The following is an 18,690-nucleotide window of genomic DNA, read 5'->3' as shown; positions in this document are numbered from 1 at the left end:
CGTGGGGTGTATATGCGAATGCGAATCCCGACCGCCATCGCGTGCGCTGCGGCCCTCCCCCGCTTCGCGCCGGCTGTGCGGATTTCGCGTTTGCATATCCGGAATCACTCGCTCGCGAGCGCGAGGCGCAGGCCATGCCGGGATTGGTCTGGCCTGCCCGCGCTGGCACATGGCAAGGCAGGGAAGAGGCCGCGTCGACGCAGGGGGAGCTGAAACTGGAAGCAGCGGGGCAATCCCTGACTGCCGCGCCCGACGACGCCTACTGGCAGGCCCGTCCGCAGGCCGCCAGGCGCAGGGAGAGCCGGAATACCGCGCAGCAGGCGCTGACGGCCGCAGCATGATCGCCGCAGCCGCCCTGGAACTGGATACCGCCGCCGGCACGCTGCTGCTCTGCCGGCCGGACGGGCAACGCCAGTCGCTCGGTCACGCCGGGCAACCAGCCACACCGTTCTCGTACTACGGCGCCACCTTGGCTGCCTGGTACGCAGCGTAGAGCTTCTTGAACACAGGGCCGGGCTCGCCGCTGCCGATGGTCTTGCCGTCGATGGTCACCACCGAGAGGATCTCCTTGCTGGCCGACGTCAGCAGTACCTCGTCGGCAGCCATTACCTCGTCCTGCGAAATCCGGCGCGCTTCCAGCGAGATATCCAGCGCCGCGCACAACTCCTCCATCCAGCCGTAGCGGATGCCTTCCAGGATCAGGTTGTCCTTCGGCGGCGCCGAGACCCGGCCCTTGCCGACCACCCAGACATTCGACGCCGAGGCTTCGGTCAGCGCGCCGTCGCGGAACTGGATGGTCTCGGTGACACCATGCTCCGCCGCGTTCTGCGCCGCCAGCACATTGCCCAGCAGGGAGGTCGACTTGACCTGGCAGTGCAGCCAGCGCTTGTCCTCGGCCGTCACGCAGGCCACGCCCTTCTCGCGCATGTCCGCCGACGGCAGCGACATGGGGTTGGTCATGATCAGCACCGTCGGCGTCACCTCCTTGGGGAAGGCATGGGTGCGCCGTGCCACGCCGCGCGTGACCTGAATGTAGACCATCTGGTCGCTCAGGCCGTTGGCGCGCACCACGCGGTCGATCAGCGCCATCCACTCCGGCTCGGCGTGCGGGTTGGGAATGCCGATGGTTGCCAGGCTGCGCGCCAGGCGGGCCAGGTGCTGGTGCAGGCGGAAGGGCTTGGCGCCATAGATGGGGACGACTTCATACACGCCGTCGCCAAAGATAAAACCGCGGTCCAGCACGGGGATGCGGGCTTCTGACAAAGGCGTGAGTTCGCCGTTGAGGTAGACGATTTCGTCGTTCATGTTGGGTAGCGCCAGGGTGGGGAGAGCGGTAAAGGACGGAAGCGGAATCCGTCGGTTGACGCATTGTTCCATAAGCCCCGGCGGGCGCTTATGCAAAATCGGCATGAACTGCCCGAGGACGGCCCCGGGGGCCACCGCGTGATGCCTGTATCACTACGGGCAGTTGGCCATCCTTGAGCCCGCCGCAAGAATCATTTGCCTGTTACAGGGTTTTTGCAAAAGCGGCCCGTCCCGATAATCCATACATCATCCCGGCAATACCGCCGGGCGGCCCGGGCCCCAGGTCCATCCAGGGCCGGCCCCCTGTGGCCGCTTCTTGCCTGGCCAAACCGACGAGCGAGAGAAACCATGCTGTTCACCCCCTACACCTTCGGCCATATCACCACCCGCAACCGCATCGTGATGCCGCCCATGACCCGTTCGCGTGCCGCCGCCGGCGACGTGGCAACGGACCTGATGGCCGAGTATTACAGTCAGCGCGCCACTGCTGGCCTGATCATCTCGGAAGGCACGCAGATCAGCCGGCAAGGCCAGGGCTATGCCTGGACGCCTGGCATCTACAGCCCCGGACAGGTCACAGCATGGCGCAAGGTCACCGACGCAGTGCACGCCGCCGGCGGCAAGATCTTCGCGCAGCTCTGGCACGTCGGCCGCGTGTCGCATACCACGCTGCAGCCGGGTAACACCGCGCCAGTATCGTCGTCGGCGCTGGTCGCCGAGGGCGTCAAGGTGTTTGTCGATGCCACCGGCCAGGGCCCGCAGGGCGGTGTCGGCGAGATGATCCAGCATTCCGCCCCGCGCGCGCTGAACATTGACGAGATCCCCGGCATCGTGGCCGACTACGCGCAAGCGGCGCGCAACGCGCTGGCAGCCGGCTTCGACGGGGTCGAACTGCATGGCGCCAATGGCTACCTGATCAACCAGTTCATCGACTCGCAGGCCAATACCCGCGGCGACGAATACGGCGGCTCGCTCGCCAACCGGTTGCGCTTCCTCAAGGAAGTCGCGCAAGCGGTGACCGACGTAGTCGGCAAGGACCGCATCGGCGTGCGCCTGGCGCCGCTCACCACGCTGCAAGGCGCGGTCGACGATACGCCCGAAGCGACTTACCTTGCCGCGGCACACGCGCTCGGCCAGATCGGCGTGGGCTATATCCATATCGCCGAAGCAGACTGGGAAGACGCACCCGTGATGCCAGCCACGTTCAAGGAAGCGCTGCGCGCCATCTATCCCGGCACGCTGGTCTACTCGGGCAACTACAGCAGGGCACGCGCGGAAGAAGCGCTCACTAAAGACTGGGCCGACCTGATCGGCTTCGGGCGCCCGTTTATCGCCAACCCTGATCTGCCCTACCGGCTGCAGCACGATCTGCCGCTCAATGCCGGCGACCGCTCGAAGTATTTCGGCGGCGGTGCCGCGGGATACACCGATTACCCGAGATTTACGCCGCAGGGCGAGAGCGAAACCAAGGCCGCGGCCTGAGCCGCTGCCGGTGCGCTGCCGTGCTTTCATGAAACGGGCGATGAAGCGGCCCGCGCCGTGCAACTGGCGTCGGCAGCGTAGAAGGCGCCCGTGGATGTCAACAAAAGCGATATCGCCACCGGGCTGCCAAGCACCTGGCGGCACGGATCGGAGGCCAGACGTACAACGAAGCCAGCAAACACACCGGATTCGTACCATTTAGGACGTGTCCGATTTCATTGCCAGCATGCCGCCAGTAAACTGGCGGCATGCCTTCCGCTGCCGCCCCCCTTCCCTCCGACATCCACGCCCTGCAGGCGCTGAGGCGCGCGCGCGCCGGGTTGCTGCCCGAACGGGACGCTACGCTGCGGCAGCGCAATGCGGAGGTATCGCAGTCGATGCGCGCGCCGGCCCGCGAACCGCACTAATGCCCGTTGGACAATTCTATGAAGATTGCACTGCTCGCGGATCTGTCGCTTAAGGCCAGGATCATGGCAGAGGCCCTCTCCCGCGCCGGGGTGTATTGCCACACCTACCACGCAAGCCGCGAGTTCTTTCGCGGCATCGACCAGTCCGGTTACGATGTCCTGCTGGTTGACCACGAACTGGCCGACCTGCCCGCGGTTGAGGCTGTGTGCGCGCTGCGCAGCGCCGGGCGCTGCAAGGTGCCGGTGCTGGTGGTTTCCAACCGCCGTGACGAGGACTCGGTCGTCAATACCCTGCAAGCCGGGGCCGACGACTATATGATCCACCCCCTGCGCTTGCGCGAACTGGTGGCCCGCCTGCACGCGCTGCAGCGCCGCGCGGCCTCGCACCAGCAAGCCCCGAGCCCGGACATCACGGTCGGCCACTATTCACTGGATTGCCAGTCGCACCAGGCCGTGTTTCAGGGGCGCCGCATGCCCCTGACCCCCAAGGAGTTCGATCTTGCTTCGCTGCTGTTTTCCAGCGTCGGCCGCGTCTTGTCCCACGCCTACATCGAATGCGCGATCTGGGGCTATGCGCTGCCGCCGCGGTCGCGCGCGCTGGCCAGCCTGGTGTCGCGCCTGCGCGCGACCCTGGAGCTGCATCCCCGGAATGGCCTGGTCATCATGGTCGTGTATGGCCACGGTTATCGCCTGGATGAAACCGGTGCCAGGCGGCAACGGCCGAGCCCGCACATGATTGGCTGAGCGACGGCTGCCGCGCCGGCTTCGGTAACATCCCATCCGTGGCGCCTCAATCCCAAACCGGCGCCAACCCCTCCGGACTAGTCAGCCTCCCGCCCCTCTCCAACCCGGCAATCCCTGCCATCTCTGCCTCCGACAAGCGCACATCAACGGCCCCCAGATTACTCTTCAGGTTAGCCCGCTTGGTCGAAGACGGAATCACCGCATAGCCAAGCCGCATGGCCCAGGCCAGCACCACCTGCGCAGGCGTGGCGCCGTGCCGCTGCGCGATCTCCCGGATCACCGGGTCCTGCAGCGCCTTGCCGTAGGCCAGCGTCATATACGACGTAATGTGAATGCCCTGGCTGCGCGCGAAGTCCGCGACCTTGCGGTTCTGCAGGAAGGGATGCAACTCGATCTGGTTGGTGGCGATCGCTCCGGCGCCAACGGCATCGATCGCCTGCCGCATCAGGTCGACGGTGAAGTTGGATACACCGATCTGACGGGTAAGCCCTTGCTCGCGGGCCTCGGCCAGCGCCGTCATGCATTCGGCGACCGGGACCGTGTTGTCCGGCGACGGCCAATGGATCAAGGTCAGGTCGACATGGTCGGTGCGCAGCCTGGCGAGACTCTCCTTCAGACTGGGCACCAGTCTGTCGCGTGAGAGATTCTCGACCCAGATCTTGGTCGTCACGAACAGGTCGGCACGGGCGACGCCGCTCTCGGCGATGGCCTGGCCGACTTCGGCCTCGTTGCCGTAGATCTGCGCGGTGTCGATCGCGCGGTAGCCAACGTCGAGGCCGTTGCGCACGGAATCGATGACAGTCTGGCCTTGCAGGCGGAAGGTACCGAGGCCAAGGGCGGGAATGGGCATTGTTGTTTCCTGATTCGGGGTTGTATCTGGCCGATGGGGCCATGGCTTGCCGCAACGCAAGCCTTGCTTGCCTTCACAGCGAACATGCCCCGAGTATCCGCGCTGCCCGCCGCGAGAAAAACCATGTCCCGCGCAGAAGATACTTGATTCCGGAGCAAGAATGGAGCGCGCGCTGCCTCCGCTATTGCCGCGCGGGCGGGAGATAGGGCTCCACCCGCGCCCCGTCCATGGCATAGCCGGCGTAGCCCATCATGGTGTCTGCCCGCTCGACCCGCATCGCGCCGCCGATCCACACGGTGTCCATGGTGCGCAGCCCCGGCAACGGCTTGTCCGTGCGGACGTGGATGACCTGGTTGGCGGGCGGCGGTGGCACGTGGATGCACGCGCCGAAGTACGGCACCAGCAAGAACTCGCGAATCGCCTCGCCTTCTGCGTCGAGCGAAACCACAAAACCGGCAAGACGTACCGCCGCGCCAGCCAGCGCGGGTTCAACGGGCGCGTTCTTCCAGTACTGCCGTGCCTTGTACAGGGCAATCTGCGCGCGGGGATCGGCGTCGTCGAGCTCGTCGAGCTTCAGGCCCTTGAACGGCGCCAGCGGGTCCCAGCCCTTTGGCAGCAGATCTCGCCACGCTATCTCGCGGAAGGCGGGGTCAGGCGTGGAAGGCGCGACGGCAGGGCGCAACGCCTCGCCTACTGCATAGGCGGATGCGTGCGCGGCGGCGCCCGCAGTGGCGCCGGATTCGGGCTCGGACAGCGGCCGGAAGAAATATGCCGCGCCTCCGCCGGCCAGCGCGATGACAGTGAGCGCAATCAACGTGCGCCGGAAGCGGGCAGGCATTGGCGTCCTCGTCTTCATGTCGTCGGCATCAGCCCGTCGGCCAGGCTCAGGCGATAGGCGCGCCATCCAGGCAGCAGGCTCACGCAGAAGCCGGCGCCCACCGTGGCGGCCAGCAGCGGCCATTCGCCGGGCGTGGGCCAGGCTGCGGGCACCGTTACGCCGAAGGCGGATTGCAGGTAAGGGCCGGACACCGCCGCCAGCACCGTCACCAGCGCGAGGCCAAGGAGCGCGCCCGCCAGCATCACCACCAGCCCTTCCAGCGCCAGCATCGCCAACAGGTCGCCCGGCCGTGCGCCGACCGAGCGCAGGATGGCGAGTTCGCGCCGCCGCTCGCCCAGCGCGGCAAGAATGGACGATACCAGCCCCGCCAGCCCGACCACCACCACCAGCCCCGACACCACCAGCAACGCGCGCTCGGCGACACCGGTCACGCGCCATAGCTCATCCAGCGCCACGCCCGGCAGCACCGCCATCAGCGGCTCATGCGGGTCTTCGGCAATCTCCCGCTGCACGGTGAAGACTTGCGACCTGAGCTTCAGTCCGACCAGCACGCCGGTCACGCTATGGGGCGTCAGGTCGAACTTGCGTACCTGCTCCGGGAGGATGGCAAGGCCCGGCAGCGGCATGCCGCCCTCCCAGCCAAGGTGGATGGCCTGCAGCGCTTCCAGCCCGATATGCACGGTGCGGTCCACCGGCGTGCCGGTGCGCGCCAGGATGCCGCTCACGACGAAGGGCCTGTCCTCATGCCCGGCATGGCCTGCGTGCGCCGGCCCGTCGCCATCGCCATCCCCGTGGCTCAATACAATGCGGTCGCCCACGCGATAGCCCAGCCGGTTTGCCACCTCGGCGCCGAGCACGGCATCGAACAGCGCCGCGAACGGCTTGCCCTGCGCGAGGACCAGCGGTTGCCGGTCGCCGTAGCGGTAATGCACGAAGTAGCCGGGGGTGGTCGCCAGCACCGGGAAGCCGCGGTGCGAGTCGCCCAGCGAAAGCGGAATGGTCCACGCCACGGCCGGATGGCCTGCCAGCCGCCGGGCGCTGTCCCAGCTCATATTGTTGGTCGTGCCGCCAAGGTGGAACACGGTGTACAGCATCAACTGGACCGGGCTGGTGCGCGCGCCCACCACCAGGTCGGTGCCGGACACCGATTGCGCAAAACTCGCCCGTACCTGGTGCCGGATGCGCTCCACGCCCAGCAGCATGGCGGTGGACATGGCAATCGCCAGCAGCATCAGCAGCAGGTTGAAGCGGCGGTTCCATGCGCTGCGCGCGGCCATCGCGAGCATCAGCATCACGCCGGCCCCGCCGCATGCGGCGCATGGGCCGCCGGCAACGACAACCGCCGCTGGAAGCGCGTGGCCAGGCGTTCGTCATGGCTGACAAACACCAGGCTGGCGCCGGCAATTCCGCATTCCCGCTGCAGCAAGTCCATGAAAGCCTGCTGTCGCGGCGCGTCCAGCGCGGAAGTGGGTTCATCGGCAAGCACGAGGCGCGGCCGGCCGATCAGCGCTCGGGCCGCCGCCACGCGCTGCTGCTGGCCGACGGAAAGCCGGGTCACGGCACGCTGCCACAGCGCACGCGGCAGGTCGAGCTGCGCAAGCAGCGCATGCGCGGCGGCTTGCGGCGTCGCGCCCTGCGCCGCGCTGCGCTCGCGACGGCTGCGCGAGAAGCGGCACGGCAGCAGCACGTTGTCCACGACGGAAAGATAGGGCAGCAGGTTGAACTGCTGGAAGATGAGGCCGATATGGTCGGCCCGGAAGCGGTCGCGCCGCGGCGCGCTAAGCGCATCCGGCGCCGTGCCCAGCACGCGCAGGCTGCCCCGCTGGGGCGCCAGCACCCCGGCCAGCACCGACAGCAAGGTGCTCTTGCCGCTGCCGCTCTGGCCACAGACGAATACCTGCTCGCCCGCGTCCAGCCGGAACCGGTCGAGCCGCAGGCAAGGCGCGGCCTGCCCGGGCCATGTGAACGCGATGCCCCGCAGGTCGATGACGGGATCGCCGTTGGTGCCGTTCGCCGCGTTGATCAGGTCGATCCCGCTGGTATTGCTGGCCATCCGATGCCCTCCTCGCGCCGCCAGGCATAATGCAACAAAGTTGCATTATGCTGTCAGCCGGAGAAGGAAGGCAATAGCGCACGTGACGCCGGGCGATCGGATGCCACGTTGGCGAGCCCTTGCGCGGCATCAAACGGGAGCCATCCTGTGAATCCGTTCGGTACACTTATAGTCCCGTCGAGACCGCCCGGATCAATGCGCCCGCTCAAATGATCCGCGCCTCCGGCCAACGAATGCAGATACATCACTCCATGCTCAAGGAAACAGCGGAAGCCCGCCCCACACGCCGTTATGTGGAGAAACGCGACGCGATTCTCGACGCGGCTGCCCGCCTGTTCAACCGGAAGGGCTTGCGTGGCGCCACGCTCTCGGACGTTGCGCAGGAAGTCGGGCTCAGCACCAACAGCATCACCTACTACTACCGCAAGAAGGAAGACCTTGTGGTGGCCTGCCTGATGCGCACGATTGACGAGATGGCGGGCATCGCCGACGCCACGGCCGACGAGCCCGGCCCGGAGGCACGGGTGCGCCGGTTTATCGCGCTGTTCTTCGAGCGGCTGGCCAGGACGGCAACGGGAGAGCGCCCGGAGCTGATGAGCTTTCGCGAGATCCGCTCGCTGCCGGACACCCACGCGGACGTTGCCTTCGAGGCGTATACCGACATGTTCCGGCGTATCCGCAAGCTGCTGCGTGCGGAAGCACCGCGGAGCCCCGCGCAACGCAGCGCGCTCAGCGCGGCAGCGCACTTGCTGCTGTCGCTCACCAGCGGCGCGATGACATGGGTCGAGCGCTACGAACCGCAGGACTACCCGAAAGTCGCGGAAACGGTCGTGGATCTGCTGCTCAACGGCTTTGCGTCGCCTTCCTCGAAATGGGACGACACCACTCCCGCCTCGCCGCCGCTGCCGGTGATCGACACACCCGAGACAACTCAGGAAGCCTTCCTGCGCGCCGCTACCGAGTTACTCAACGAACTGGGCTATCGCGGCGCCTCCGCGGATCGCATTTCCGCGCGGCTGAATCTCACCAAGGGATCGTTCTATCACCACAATGAGAACAAGGACGACCTGATTTCCGCCTGCTTCGACCGCATGTTCGCGGTCATCCGGGATGCGCAGTCGAAGGTGGAGGAAGGGCCGGGCACGGGCTGGGACAAGTTGTGCGCGATCTCGCGTGCGCTGGTGAGCTATCAGTTCTCTAGCAAGGGGCCGCTGCTGCGGCTGACCATCTATGGGGCGCTGCCGGAGGAGATGCGCAAGGAGAAGATGTTGACGATGAGCCGGCTGTCTGCACGGTTTACGCGGTTTCTGGTGCAGGGGATGCAGGATGGGTCGATCCGGCCGATGGATCAGTCGATTGCTTCGTTGCAGGTGAATGGGATGATTAATGCGGCGGTGGAGTTGCAGCGGTGGGTGCCGGATGCTTCGGGGGGGAATGCTGGGGATTTGTTTATTCGGCCTTTATTTATGGGGTTGTTTTCTGGGGRGTGATGGGGGTTTCTATTTTTCGGTGTGTTTTTTGGGGGATGATGGCTTTATTTTGGTGGTGTTGGTTTTTGCACCCAAAAGCGTACGACATCCCCCTGCGGGGGACGCCGGTCACTCTTCTTTGCTTCGGCAAAGAAGACTAACGAGAAGAAAGCCGACCCTGCCGGGGGCAGAGCAATAAGGCTCTCGAATATCGATGGTTTCGTCGTGCGGCCCAGAGTGCCGGCTAGCTTCTGCCGGTACCGGCTTGACTGACCACGAGCCTGCCAGCTTCCGGGATTCGTGGTGAGGCCCCCGGTAGCAGACATCACTTGCTTCAAGCCGTCTGTCGCTCGCGTAGTGGCCGCCCACGAAGTTGCAGGCGCACCGGTTCCGTCGTGGGCGCGGTGGCACCGGGTTGATATGCCCAAGACCCTGATCACCGCGCCCGCCCCACCACGAAACCATTGGCAGGCGATGTATCGTGGTGCTTCGCRCCGGTAACGGCAGATGGCCGAATGGGCAAGGATTCCGCTACCGGGGGYCGCACCACGAATCCCGGAAATTGGCAGATTCGTGACCCTGCAAGCTGGTACCGGCAGAAGCTAGCAGAACTGCTGGCCGYACGACGAAATCACCAATGCGAAATAGCCTGATTGCTCTGCCCCCGGCAGGGTCGGCTTTCTTCTCGTTAGTCTTCTTTGCCGAAGCAAAGAAGAGTGACCGGCGTCCCCCGCAGGGGGATGTCGTATTCCTTTGGGTGCAATAACCAACACCGCCAAATTAAAATCAAACTCAAATCAAATTTAGAGAAAATTCAGACCAAAAAACAATACCCTACCCCTCCAAATGGCAAGCCACCATCTGCCCACCCCCCCTCTCCCTCAACACCGGATCCTCCACCCTACACCGCTCAGTAGCCTGCGCGCAGCGCGGATGAAACCTGCACCCCGACGGCGGATTCAACGGACTCGGCACCTCCCCTTTCAGCACAATCCGCTCCCGCCTTTCCTCTGCCTCGACACTGGCCACCGGCACGGCGGACAGCAACGCCCTGGTATAGGGATGCCGCGGATTCGCATATAGCTCGTCACGGCTGGCGATCTCCACAATGCGCCCGAGATACATCACGGCAATCCTGTCGCTGATGTGCCGCACCACCGCGAGATCGTGGGCAATAAAGACATAGGTCAACCCAAGCCGCCGCTGCAACTCCATGAACACATTGACCACCTGCGCCTGAATCGACACGTCCAGCGCGGAGACCGGCTCGTCGCAGACAATCAGGCTGGGCTCCACGGCCAAAGCGCGGGCAATGCCGATGCGCTGGCGCTGTCCCCCGGAAAACTCGTGCGGGTAGCGGTCCGCCATGTAGGGCAACAGCCCCACCATCTGCAACAGCTCCGCGATGCGCGCGCCATAACGCGCCTTGTCGCTCGCCATGCCATGCACCTCCAACGGCTCACCGATGATATCGCGCACCTTCATGCGCGGATTCAGCGATCCGAACGGGTCCTGGTAGACCATCTGCACGCTGCGCCGGAAGTTCTTTTCCTGCGCCTTGCTGAAGGTGGAGAAGTCGTCCCCGTCGAAGGCGATCCGTCCGCCGCTGGCGGCGAGCATCTTGATGATGGCCAGCCCGGTCGTGGATTTTCCGCAGCCGCTTTCACCAACGAGGCCGAGCGTCTCGCCACGCCTGAGCGTGAACGACACGCCGTCCACGGCCTTCACAGATCCCACTTGACGCTTGATGAAGAGGCCCTTGGTCACGGGGAAATGAACCTTGAGGTTCTCGACGCGCAGGATCTCGTCGCCAATCTCGCCATACCGGGGCGCGGCAGACGCCGCCTGTGTCTCAGTCTGCATCATGGAGGAAGCATGCCTTGTAGTGGTTCGGGCGAACGGCGCGCAGCGCCGGGCGCGACAGGGCGCATTGATCGGAGGCGAGCTTGCAGCGCGGCATGAAGGCACAGCCGGGCGGCAGCGCGGTCAGGTCGGGCGGCTGGCCGTCGATCGGCACCAGCGGCTGACGGGTATCGCCGTCAATGCGCGGCACCGAGGCCATCAGGCCACGCGTGTACGGGTGCGACGGATGGCCATACAGCTCCCGCGCGCTCGCGGTCTCGACCATGCGCCCGCCGTACATCACGGCCACGCGATCGGCATAGCGCGCCACCACGCCCAGGTCGTGCGTGATCAGGATCAGCGCCGTGTCCGACTTGCTGGCGAGATCCTTCAGCAAGTCGAGAATCTGGGCCTGCACCGTGACGTCGAGCGCAGTGGTCGGCTCGTCGGCGATGATCAACTGCGGCTTGCAGGCCAGCGCCATGGCAATCATGGCGCGCTGGCGCATGCCGCCCGAGAACTGGTGCGGATAGGCGCCCAGCCGGCTTTCCGCTTCCGGGATCTGCACCTTGCCGAGCAGCTCGCCGGCAATGCCGAGCGCGGTCTTCCACGGCATGCCCTGATGCAGGTTCATCGGCTCGGCGATCTGCTTGCCCACGGTCAGCGCCGGATTCATCGAGGACATCGGCTCCTGGAAGATCATGGCGATGCGGTTGCCGCGAATCGCGCGCATGCGCGCCGGACTGAGCCGCAGCAGGTCTTGTCCGTCGAACAGGATCTCGCCCGCTTCGATCCGCCCGGCCGGGCTGGGAATCAGCCCGAGGATCGACAGCGCGGTCACGCTTTTTCCCGAGCCGGATTCGCCGACGATAGCCAGCGTCTCGCCCGGCGCCACGTCGAACGAGACCTGGTCGACCGCCGTCACCACGCCGCGGTCTGTACGGAACCGCGTAGTCAGCTTGTTCACCTGCAGAATGGGCTGCGTCATGCGCCTCCTCCGAGCGGCAAAGTGGCAAAGTGGCCAATTGCCTGAATGACAGTATTGCGCGGGCCGGGCGCTCCGGCCCGCGCGTTCGCGTCACGGGTTCAGAATCCCATCTTCTTCTTCATGTCCTGGTCGATCCACATCCGCGCGTAGATCGGGCCGGGACGCACCGCGCCCGCACGCAGTTCGGCGTCGTAGTTCCTCACCCAGGGCCACCATGCGGTGTACTGGTAAGGGATCGGCAGCCAGATATACGGCGCATCCGCCAGCACGTCCCGCGTCAGCGCGCGCAATGCCTCCTGGCGGCGGCCGAGGTCGCGCATCTGGAAGGCTTCGTTCACGCGCTGCTCGTACTTCGGATCGCCCCACTGCGCAGCATTCCACACCTGGCCCTTCACGAAGCTCTTGCGGATCGTGGTGGTCGGGTTGGTATGCCCGTTGCTCATCAGGTAGCCGGGCGCATTGGTCTTGGTGGTCATGGCCGACAGGAAGGCGCCGTACTCCATCGGCTGGATCTCGATGCGCACGCCGACCTGTTCGAGATAGGCTCCGATCAGCGGCAGCAGCTCCAGGTGCTCGGGCTGGCAGGCGCATACCTGCACCTTGAACGTGAAGCCTTTCGCATACCCCGCCTCCGCCAGCAGCTTGCGTGCCTTGTCCGGGTTGTAGGTGAACAGCTCCTTCACCTGTTCCGGCATGGCGCTCAGCGGTTCGAAGTAGCCTGCGTAATCCGGATGCTGCGGATAGGCGAACAGTTCGGCATTGCCGCCGTAGAACTGCTTGACGATCTCCTGCTTGTTGACCGCCATGTTCAGCGCGCGCCGCACCCGGACGTCGTTGAACGGCTTGGTGTCGACGCGCAGCGCCACGTACTGGCCATTGGTCGACAACCAGCGCGACCACTTGAGCGCCGGCGCGCTCTTCTTGAGTTCATCGACAGCGGTCCAGCGGACATACTCCAGCACGTCGAGCTTGCCGGTGCGCAGCATGGTGTTGCGGGTGGACTCGTCCTTGACCGTGCGCAGTACCACCTTGTCGACGAAGGGYAGCTTGTAGTCCTTGCCGCCGATCTTGTCGCTGTCCCAGTATTGCGCGTTCTTGGTATAGGTGCTGGAAGTGCCCTGCACGAAGTTGCTCAGCAGGAAGGGCCCGCTGCCGTTCACATTCTTCCAGTTGCCAGCGCCGGCGGCCGCCACTTCCTTGGGCATGATGCCGGAGTAGTAGCCCCAGCCAAAGCGGTAATCCCATTCGGCGTTGTATTCCTTGAAGCGGAATACCACGGTGTACTTGTCGGTCGCCTCGACCTTGGTGAGGTGGTCGTAGTAGGTCGGGATCTTCTTGGCGCTGCTGTTCATCCGGGTATAGCTGAAGACCACGTCGTCGGCCACCAGCTCGCGCTCTTCCATCACGCCGGCCTTGGCGGGAAACTTGACGCCCTTGCGCAGCCTGACTTCCAGCGTCAGCGGATCGACCCACTTCCAGCTCTCGGCAAGCTCGCCGCGGATCGCATCCTCCGGCAGCCAGGCGTCCGCCTGGAAGGCATATTTGCCGCCGTTGCGCCTGGACTTGGAAAGATCGGCCACGAAGAGCTGCTCGTAGACCTGCCCGGTATCGTAGTTCTGCTTCCAGTTCCAGTCTGCCAGGTCCCAGGACAAGGCCGAGATGGTCGGATACATCGAGCCGATTTCGAGATTGCCGCCGTATTTCGGCGCTTCGGCCTGCGCACTGGCCACGCCGGCGGACAGCGCCAGTGCCACGCCCGTTGCCACCGAGACTATTGTTCTTTTCAAACCGCGTCCCTCCATCGTTGTCTCCTAGTTGCGCCCGTCAAGTCGCGACGCAAGCGATGCGCCCGCGCCCCTGGATCCTCCCGGGCCGGCGTCATGGCGCCGGCCTCTGGTATCGCGTTACCGCGTGCCGCGCATGCGCGGATCGAGCAGGTCGCGCAGTGCGTCGCCATAGACGTTGATGGCATAGACGACCACGGTGAGGCAGATGCCGGGGGCCAGCGCCAGCCAGGGCCCCTGGAACATGAAGGTACGGCCGTTGCCGGAGAGCATGCCGCCCCAGGTCGGCGCCGGCGGCGGCACGCCGAGCCCGAGGAAGGACAGTCCGGACTCGGCCAGGATGGCCGTGCCCACGCGCGTGGTGAACAGCACGATGATGGGCGGCAGCACGTTGGGCAGGATATGGCGCCACAGGATGCGGCCGGTGGAAGCGCCCATGGACTGCGCGGCGTGGACGTACATGTTCTCGCGTACAGAGACCACCGCGCTGCGGATGATGCGCGATCCGCCGACGCCCAGCAACAGGCCAAGCGTGCCGATGATCTGCCAGCTGCCCGGGCCGAGCACGGACACCACCACGATCAGGATCACCAGGTCCGGAAAACTCATCCACGCATCCACCATGCGCTGCACGATCAGGTCGAATTTGCCGCCAAGGTAGCCCGACAGGATGCCGATCACCACCGACACCGCTGTGGCCAGCGTGGCGGCCGACAGCCCGATGATCACGGAAAGCTGCGCCCCGTACAGGCAGCGCGACAGCATGTCGCGCCCGAGGTTGTCGGTGCCGAAGGGATGCGCCCACGACGGTGGCTGCAGCCGCTTCATCATGCTGATCTCGTTGACGCCATATGGCGCCAGCCAGTCGGCGAAGACGCCGCAGAACAGGAAAATCAGGCAGATCACCGCGCCGGCGGCGCCCAGCGGCTTCTCCCGGAAAAGGCGCTTCACCAGGGCAAGGGCAGCGACAGCCCAACCCGTGCCGGACATCTCCCGCGGCGGTTGCACCGCCTGGATTGCGGGGGCGTTTGCGATTGGACGGGCCATCAGCGATGCCTCACTTTCGGATCGAACAGCCCGTAGCTCAGGTCCACGAGCAGGTTGATAAGCATGACTGCCACGCCGACCACCAGGAACACACCGGTGATGACGGGATAGTCCCGCTGGTTGACCGCGTCCAGCAACAGCAATCCCATGCCCGGCAGCGCGAAAATCTGCTCGATCACCACCGCGCCGCCGATCAGCAGCGGCGCTTGCAGGCCGATAAGCGTCACCACCGGGATCAGCGCGTTGCGCAGCGCATGGCGCAGGATCACCAGGCGTTCGTTCAGTCCCTTGGCCCATGCCGTGCGGATGTAGTCCTGCCGCAGCACCTCCAGCATCATCGTGCGCGTCATCCGCATGGTGATGGCGGACAGCGCCATGCCGAGGATGATGGCGGGCACCAGCATGTTGCTGATGTGCTGGAGCGGATCTTCAAGGAAGGGGACGTAGCGTACCTCCGGCGACCAGCCCCACCACACCGAGGGAAACACCATGACCATCGTGCCCAGCCAGAAGCTCGGCACCGCGAGCATCAGGATGGAGAAGGAGCGCGCCACGTAGTCGGCCGCGGTGTCCTGCCGGATGGCCGACAGCACGCCGACGGGCAACGCTACCGACAGCGCCACGAACAAGGCCAGCGCGCCGAGCGAAAACGTCGCAGGCATGCGCGCCACCACCATCTTCAGCACCGGCTCGCCCTGCCACAGCGACTGGCCCAGGTCGCCGTGCAGCGCGATGCTGCCGACCCAGTGCAGGTACTGGCGCCACATCGGCTGGTCCAGCCCGAGCGCGCGGATCAGGTCGTCGCGGCTTTTTGCATCGGCGCTGATGTCGTTCTGGCTCAGCATCAGGTCAACCACATCGCCCGGCACCATGCGCACGATCACGAAGACGATCAGGCTGGCGAACAGCAGCGTCGGCAGCAGCGCCAGCAAGCGGCGCAGGATGTAGGCGCTCATAGCGTGGCGCCCGCTTCGAAGAAAGATACCGTAGATACGATAATTCTTGCCGCCCCGACCATAGCATCTCCTGTTCGGTGCTTCATGTGGCTGACCCGTGCCGCACGCCGGAATCGCTTTACGCTCAAATAAAGCGAACTACAACCAGAAATAGAGAATCCGCACGACGATTTTCCACCGGACTGCTGTTTATGCAGATAGCGTACTTAGCATACCCAGAGTTCTAATTCGTGACAACCGAACTCGCCCTTGAATGTCTAGTGGATTTACCTAGGGTCCGCGTTCGCGGCGCGCACGTTGTGCAATGCAAACCCGCCAGCGCAGGAGCGAGGGCGAGCGCAGGCCCCGCGCCTGCGCGCGGAAGACCTGCGAAACGGTTTCAGGATGGTGCGCTGCGGCGCTCAGTAGCCGCGCAGCGTGGCCCAGCGATGCGCGTGGAAGTTGGTATCGCCGAGCAGTGTTTGCGCGGCGCAAGCGCGCTTCATATAGAAGCCGATCTCGAACTCGTCGGTCATGCCGATGCCACCGTGCATCTGCACGCCTTCCTGCACCGCAAGCGTCGCCGTGCTGCCGGCCCGCGCCTTGGCGGCCGATACGAGGGCAACAGGCTGGGCGGGGCTTTCGTCGAGCAACTGCTGGCTGCGCAACACCGCCGAGCGCGTGATCTCGATTTCGCTGAACAGGTGGGCGGCGCGATGCTGCAGCGCCTGGAATTCACCGATGATCTTGCCGAACTGCCTGCGCTCCTTCAGGTACCGCAAGGTACGTTCGAACGCCTCGTCGGCAATGCCGACGAGTTCCGACGCCAGCGCGGCGCGCGCGATATCGAGGACCTGGTCGAGCATGGCCGCGCCGCCGCCCACCTGGCCGAGCACGGCGCCGGCGTCGACCCGAACATCCCGGAACCGAACCCGGGCCGCATTGCGGGCATCCGCCATCACGGTACGCTCGATGTCGATGCCATCGCTGCCACGCGGAACCAGGAAGAGCGTGATGCCATCCGGGTCGGCCGTGTCGCCACTAGTGCGGCCCACTACGATCGGCGTATCCGCGATATGCCCGTCGATGACGAACACCTTGGCGCCATTGAGCACGTAGCCACCGTCCTGCTGCGCCGCACGCAGCGCCTGCCGTTCCGGCCGGTGCGCCGCGCTCTCGTCGATCGCCAGTGCCGTCAGGTGCTTGCCGGCGGCGATGGCTGGCAACAGCTTCGCCTTTTGCGCTTCGCTGCCGCACCGTGAGATCAGCGATGCGCCAAGCAAGGCGGTGGAGAAGAATGGCGTGGGCGCCAGCGTGCGGCCAAGCGCTTCCATGAGGACGCCAGCCTCCACCACACCAAGCTCGCTGCCGCCATACTGCTCGGGGATCAGCACGCCGGCAAAGCCCAGTCCGGCGAAGTCCTTCCAGAGTTGGGTCGAGAAGCCGGTCTCGTCGCGCGTATCGCGCAGCTTGCGCAACATCGCGACCGGCGCGCTTTCGCGCAGGAATGCCAGGGCGCTGTCCCGCAGCATCTCCTGGGTCTGGTTCAATACGATGGCCATGGTCGTTTTCGAAGCGTGGCGTTCAGGCGGGGTCAGGCGCCGGGCAAGCCAAGCAGGCGCTTGGCAACAATATTGAGCTGCACTTCGCTCGTGCCGCCCTCGATCGAGTTGGCTTTGCTGCGCAGCCAGCCGCGCGCGGTGGCGCCATCCTGGCTGCGCTCGCTCTCCCATTCCAGCGCTTCGCTGCCGCCGATCGACATCAGCAGTTCATAGCGCCGCTTGTTGAGTTCGGCCCCGTAGTACTTCAGCACCGAGGAGAACGCCGCGATGCCCTCGCCTTGCCTGGCGAGGTCCACCGCCCGCTCGCCCGCCAGCCCGAAGGCCAACTCGTCGATCTCGAAGGTGGCGATCTGCGCGCGCAGCATCGGCGCATCGACCTCGCCGCGTTCGTTCTGGCCCAGCGTGTCGCGGGCAAGCCTGCCCATCGGCGGGCGCTGCCCGCGGCTGCCGATGGCGCTGATCATTTCGCGCTCGTGCGTCAACAGGTACTTGGCGATGGTCCAGCCGCCGTTCGGCTCGCCGACCAGGTTGCCGCGCGGCACCACGACATCATCGAAAAAGGTCTCGCAGAATGGCGACTTGCCCGAGATCAGCACGATCGGGCGCGTCGACACGCCCGGCGTCTCCATGTCGAACAACAGGAAGCTGATGCCGGTATGCTTCTGCGCCGCAAAATCGGTACGCACCAGGCAGAAGATCCAGTCCGCCTTGTCGGCGTAGGAGGTCCAGACCTTCTGGCCGTTGACGACAAAGTGATCGCCACGCTCGTCGGCGCGCGTCTGCAGCGAGGCCAGGTCCGACCCGGCGTTCGGTTCCGAGTAGCCCTGGCACCAGCGAATTTCCCCACGCGCGATCCTGGGGAGGTGCTCCCGCTTTTGCTGCTCCGTACCGAACTTCAGCAACGCCGGGCCAAGCATCCAGATGCCGAAACTTTGCAGCGGCACCCGGCAACCAAGCGCCTGCATCTCCTGGCGCAGCACCTTGGCTTGCTCGCGGGACAGGCCGCCGCCGCCGTACTCGCGCGGCCACTCCGGCACCGTCCAGCCCTTCTCGCCCATGCGCGAGAGCCAGAGGCGCTGCGCTTCGGACTGGAAGCGGAACTTGCGTCCGCCCCAGCAGATATCGTCTTCGTTGCGTACCGGCTGCCGCATCTCGGACGGGCATTGCGCTTCCAGCCAGGCACGTACCTCCTGCCGGAAGGTTTCCAGGTCATCCACGCTTGTCTCCTTTTTTTATGGTTCATCCGACTTTCGTGTGGGTCAGCGCAGCTGGATGTAGGTTGAGACCACCGCAGTGGAAGTAGACGGCGATCTTAAAGTGGTCCGGATTGCGATAGCCGCAGGCTCGCTTCTGCACAGTGGCGATCTTGGAATTCAACCCCTCG

17 protein-coding genes are annotated in these 18,690 nt (G+C 65.3%); 5 read left to right on the top strand and 12 right to left on the bottom strand.

The window, feature by feature from the left end; genetic code table 11:
• Positions 1-134 precede the first annotated feature (134 nt).
• The gene (locus tag AC1DN0_RS30580; protein ID WP_441625121.1) at positions 135-341 is read left to right on the top strand and encodes a hypothetical protein; all 207 of its coding nucleotides are present in this window, start codon (positions 135-137) and stop codon (positions 339-341) included.
• Between the two features lie 115 nt (positions 342-456).
• Here AC1DN0_RS30580 and AC1DN0_RS30575 read toward each other — a convergent pair whose 3' ends face one another.
• Positions 457-1,305 (bottom strand): D-amino acid aminotransferase, encoded by an 849-nt coding sequence (locus AC1DN0_RS30575; RefSeq protein WP_441625119.1) that lies wholly within the window; start codon positions 1,303-1,305, stop codon positions 457-459.
• 348 nt (positions 1,306-1,653) lie between these two features.
• On the opposite strand from AC1DN0_RS30575, the gene AC1DN0_RS30570 reads away from it, so the two are divergent.
• The 3 genes from AC1DN0_RS30570 to AC1DN0_RS30560 all read left to right on the top strand — a co-directional run bounded on the left by AC1DN0_RS30570 (position 1,654) and on the right by AC1DN0_RS30560 (position 3,938).
• A complete protein-coding gene (locus tag AC1DN0_RS30570) occupies positions 1,654-2,787 on the top strand; it encodes an alkene reductase (protein WP_441625117.1) in 1,134 nt (377 codons plus the stop codon).
• A gap of 248 nt (positions 2,788-3,035) precedes the next feature.
• Positions 3,036-3,194 (top strand): hypothetical protein, encoded by a 159-nt coding sequence (locus AC1DN0_RS30565; RefSeq protein WP_441625115.1) that lies wholly within the window; start codon positions 3,036-3,038, stop codon positions 3,192-3,194.
• An 18-nt stretch (positions 3,195-3,212) separates the two neighbouring features.
• Entirely contained in the window at positions 3,213-3,938 is a 726-nt protein-coding gene (locus AC1DN0_RS30560) for a response regulator transcription factor (protein WP_441625114.1), read from the top strand.
• A gap of 46 nt (positions 3,939-3,984) precedes the next feature.
• Here AC1DN0_RS30560 and dkgB read toward each other — a convergent pair whose 3' ends face one another.
• The 4 genes from dkgB to AC1DN0_RS30540 all read right to left on the bottom strand — a co-directional run bounded on the left by dkgB (position 3,985) and on the right by AC1DN0_RS30540 (position 7,679).
• Positions 3,985-4,788, bottom strand: a complete 804-nt coding sequence (dkgB, locus tag AC1DN0_RS30555) for a 2,5-didehydrogluconate reductase DkgB (protein ID WP_477102242.1) — start codon at positions 4,786-4,788, stop codon at positions 3,985-3,987.
• 181 nt (positions 4,789-4,969) lie between these two features.
• Complete coding sequence (locus AC1DN0_RS30550; protein WP_441625110.1) at positions 4,970-5,626, bottom strand: DUF3299 domain-containing protein; 657 nt, start codon at positions 5,624-5,626, stop codon at positions 4,970-4,972.
• Positions 5,627-5,640: 14 nt separating this feature from the next.
• Entirely contained in the window at positions 5,641-6,921 is a 1,281-nt protein-coding gene (locus AC1DN0_RS30545) for an ABC transporter permease (protein ID WP_441625108.1), read from the bottom strand.
• Positions 6,918-7,679: an ATP-binding cassette domain-containing protein gene (locus tag AC1DN0_RS30540; protein ID WP_477111416.1), complete on the bottom strand. Its 762-nt coding sequence runs from the start codon at positions 7,677-7,679 to the stop codon at positions 6,918-6,920. Before AC1DN0_RS30540 ends, AC1DN0_RS30545 begins: the two co-directional genes overlap by 4 nt.
• Before the next feature lie 251 nt (positions 7,680-7,930).
• Between AC1DN0_RS30540 and AC1DN0_RS30535 the strand changes: the two genes are divergently transcribed.
• Positions 7,931-9,169 carry a TetR/AcrR family transcriptional regulator gene (locus AC1DN0_RS30535; RefSeq protein WP_477146236.1) on the top strand — a complete coding sequence of 413 codons (1,239 nt, stop codon included), beginning with the start codon at positions 7,931-7,933 and terminating at the stop codon, positions 9,167-9,169.
• A gap of 813 nt (positions 9,170-9,982) precedes the next feature.
• On the opposite strand, the gene AC1DN0_RS30530 is transcribed toward AC1DN0_RS30535, so the two are convergent.
• From AC1DN0_RS30530 to AC1DN0_RS30500, 7 genes are all read right to left on the bottom strand, one after another.
• Positions 9,983-11,011, bottom strand: a complete 1,029-nt coding sequence (locus AC1DN0_RS30530) for an ABC transporter ATP-binding protein (protein ID WP_441625304.1) — start codon at positions 11,009-11,011, stop codon at positions 9,983-9,985.
• Positions 11,001-11,978 carry an ABC transporter ATP-binding protein gene (locus AC1DN0_RS30525; protein WP_441625102.1) on the bottom strand — a complete coding sequence of 326 codons (978 nt, stop codon included), beginning with the start codon at positions 11,976-11,978 and terminating at the stop codon, positions 11,001-11,003. Before AC1DN0_RS30525 ends, AC1DN0_RS30530 begins: the two co-directional genes overlap by 11 nt.
• Positions 11,979-12,076: 98 nt before the next feature.
• Complete coding sequence (locus AC1DN0_RS30520; RefSeq protein WP_441625100.1) at positions 12,077-13,780, bottom strand: ABC transporter substrate-binding protein; 1,704 nt, start codon at positions 13,778-13,780, stop codon at positions 12,077-12,079.
• A 102-nt stretch (positions 13,781-13,882) separates the two neighbouring features.
• Complete coding sequence (locus tag AC1DN0_RS30515) at positions 13,883-14,752, bottom strand: ABC transporter permease (RefSeq protein ID WP_045235745.1); 870 nt, start codon at positions 14,750-14,752, stop codon at positions 13,883-13,885.
• A gap of 56 nt (positions 14,753-14,808) precedes the next feature.
• Positions 14,809-15,765 carry an ABC transporter permease gene (locus AC1DN0_RS30510; protein WP_477102237.1) on the bottom strand — a complete coding sequence of 319 codons (957 nt, stop codon included), beginning with the start codon at positions 15,763-15,765 and terminating at the stop codon, positions 14,809-14,811.
• Between the two features lie 401 nt (positions 15,766-16,166).
• Positions 16,167-17,306: an acyl-CoA dehydrogenase family protein gene (locus AC1DN0_RS30505; protein ID WP_441625096.1), complete on the bottom strand. Its 1,140-nt coding sequence runs from the start codon at positions 17,304-17,306 to the stop codon at positions 16,167-16,169.
• Between the two features lie 32 nt (positions 17,307-17,338).
• Positions 17,339-18,523: an acyl-CoA dehydrogenase family protein gene (locus tag AC1DN0_RS30500; RefSeq protein WP_441625094.1), complete on the bottom strand. Its 1,185-nt coding sequence runs from the start codon at positions 18,521-18,523 to the stop codon at positions 17,339-17,341.
• Between the last annotated feature and the right edge of the window lie 167 nt (positions 18,524-18,690).

It is taken from the genome of Cupriavidus sp. 05N39, from assembly GCF_056397325.1.
This window is presented reverse-complemented; position numbering and strand designations above follow the sequence as displayed.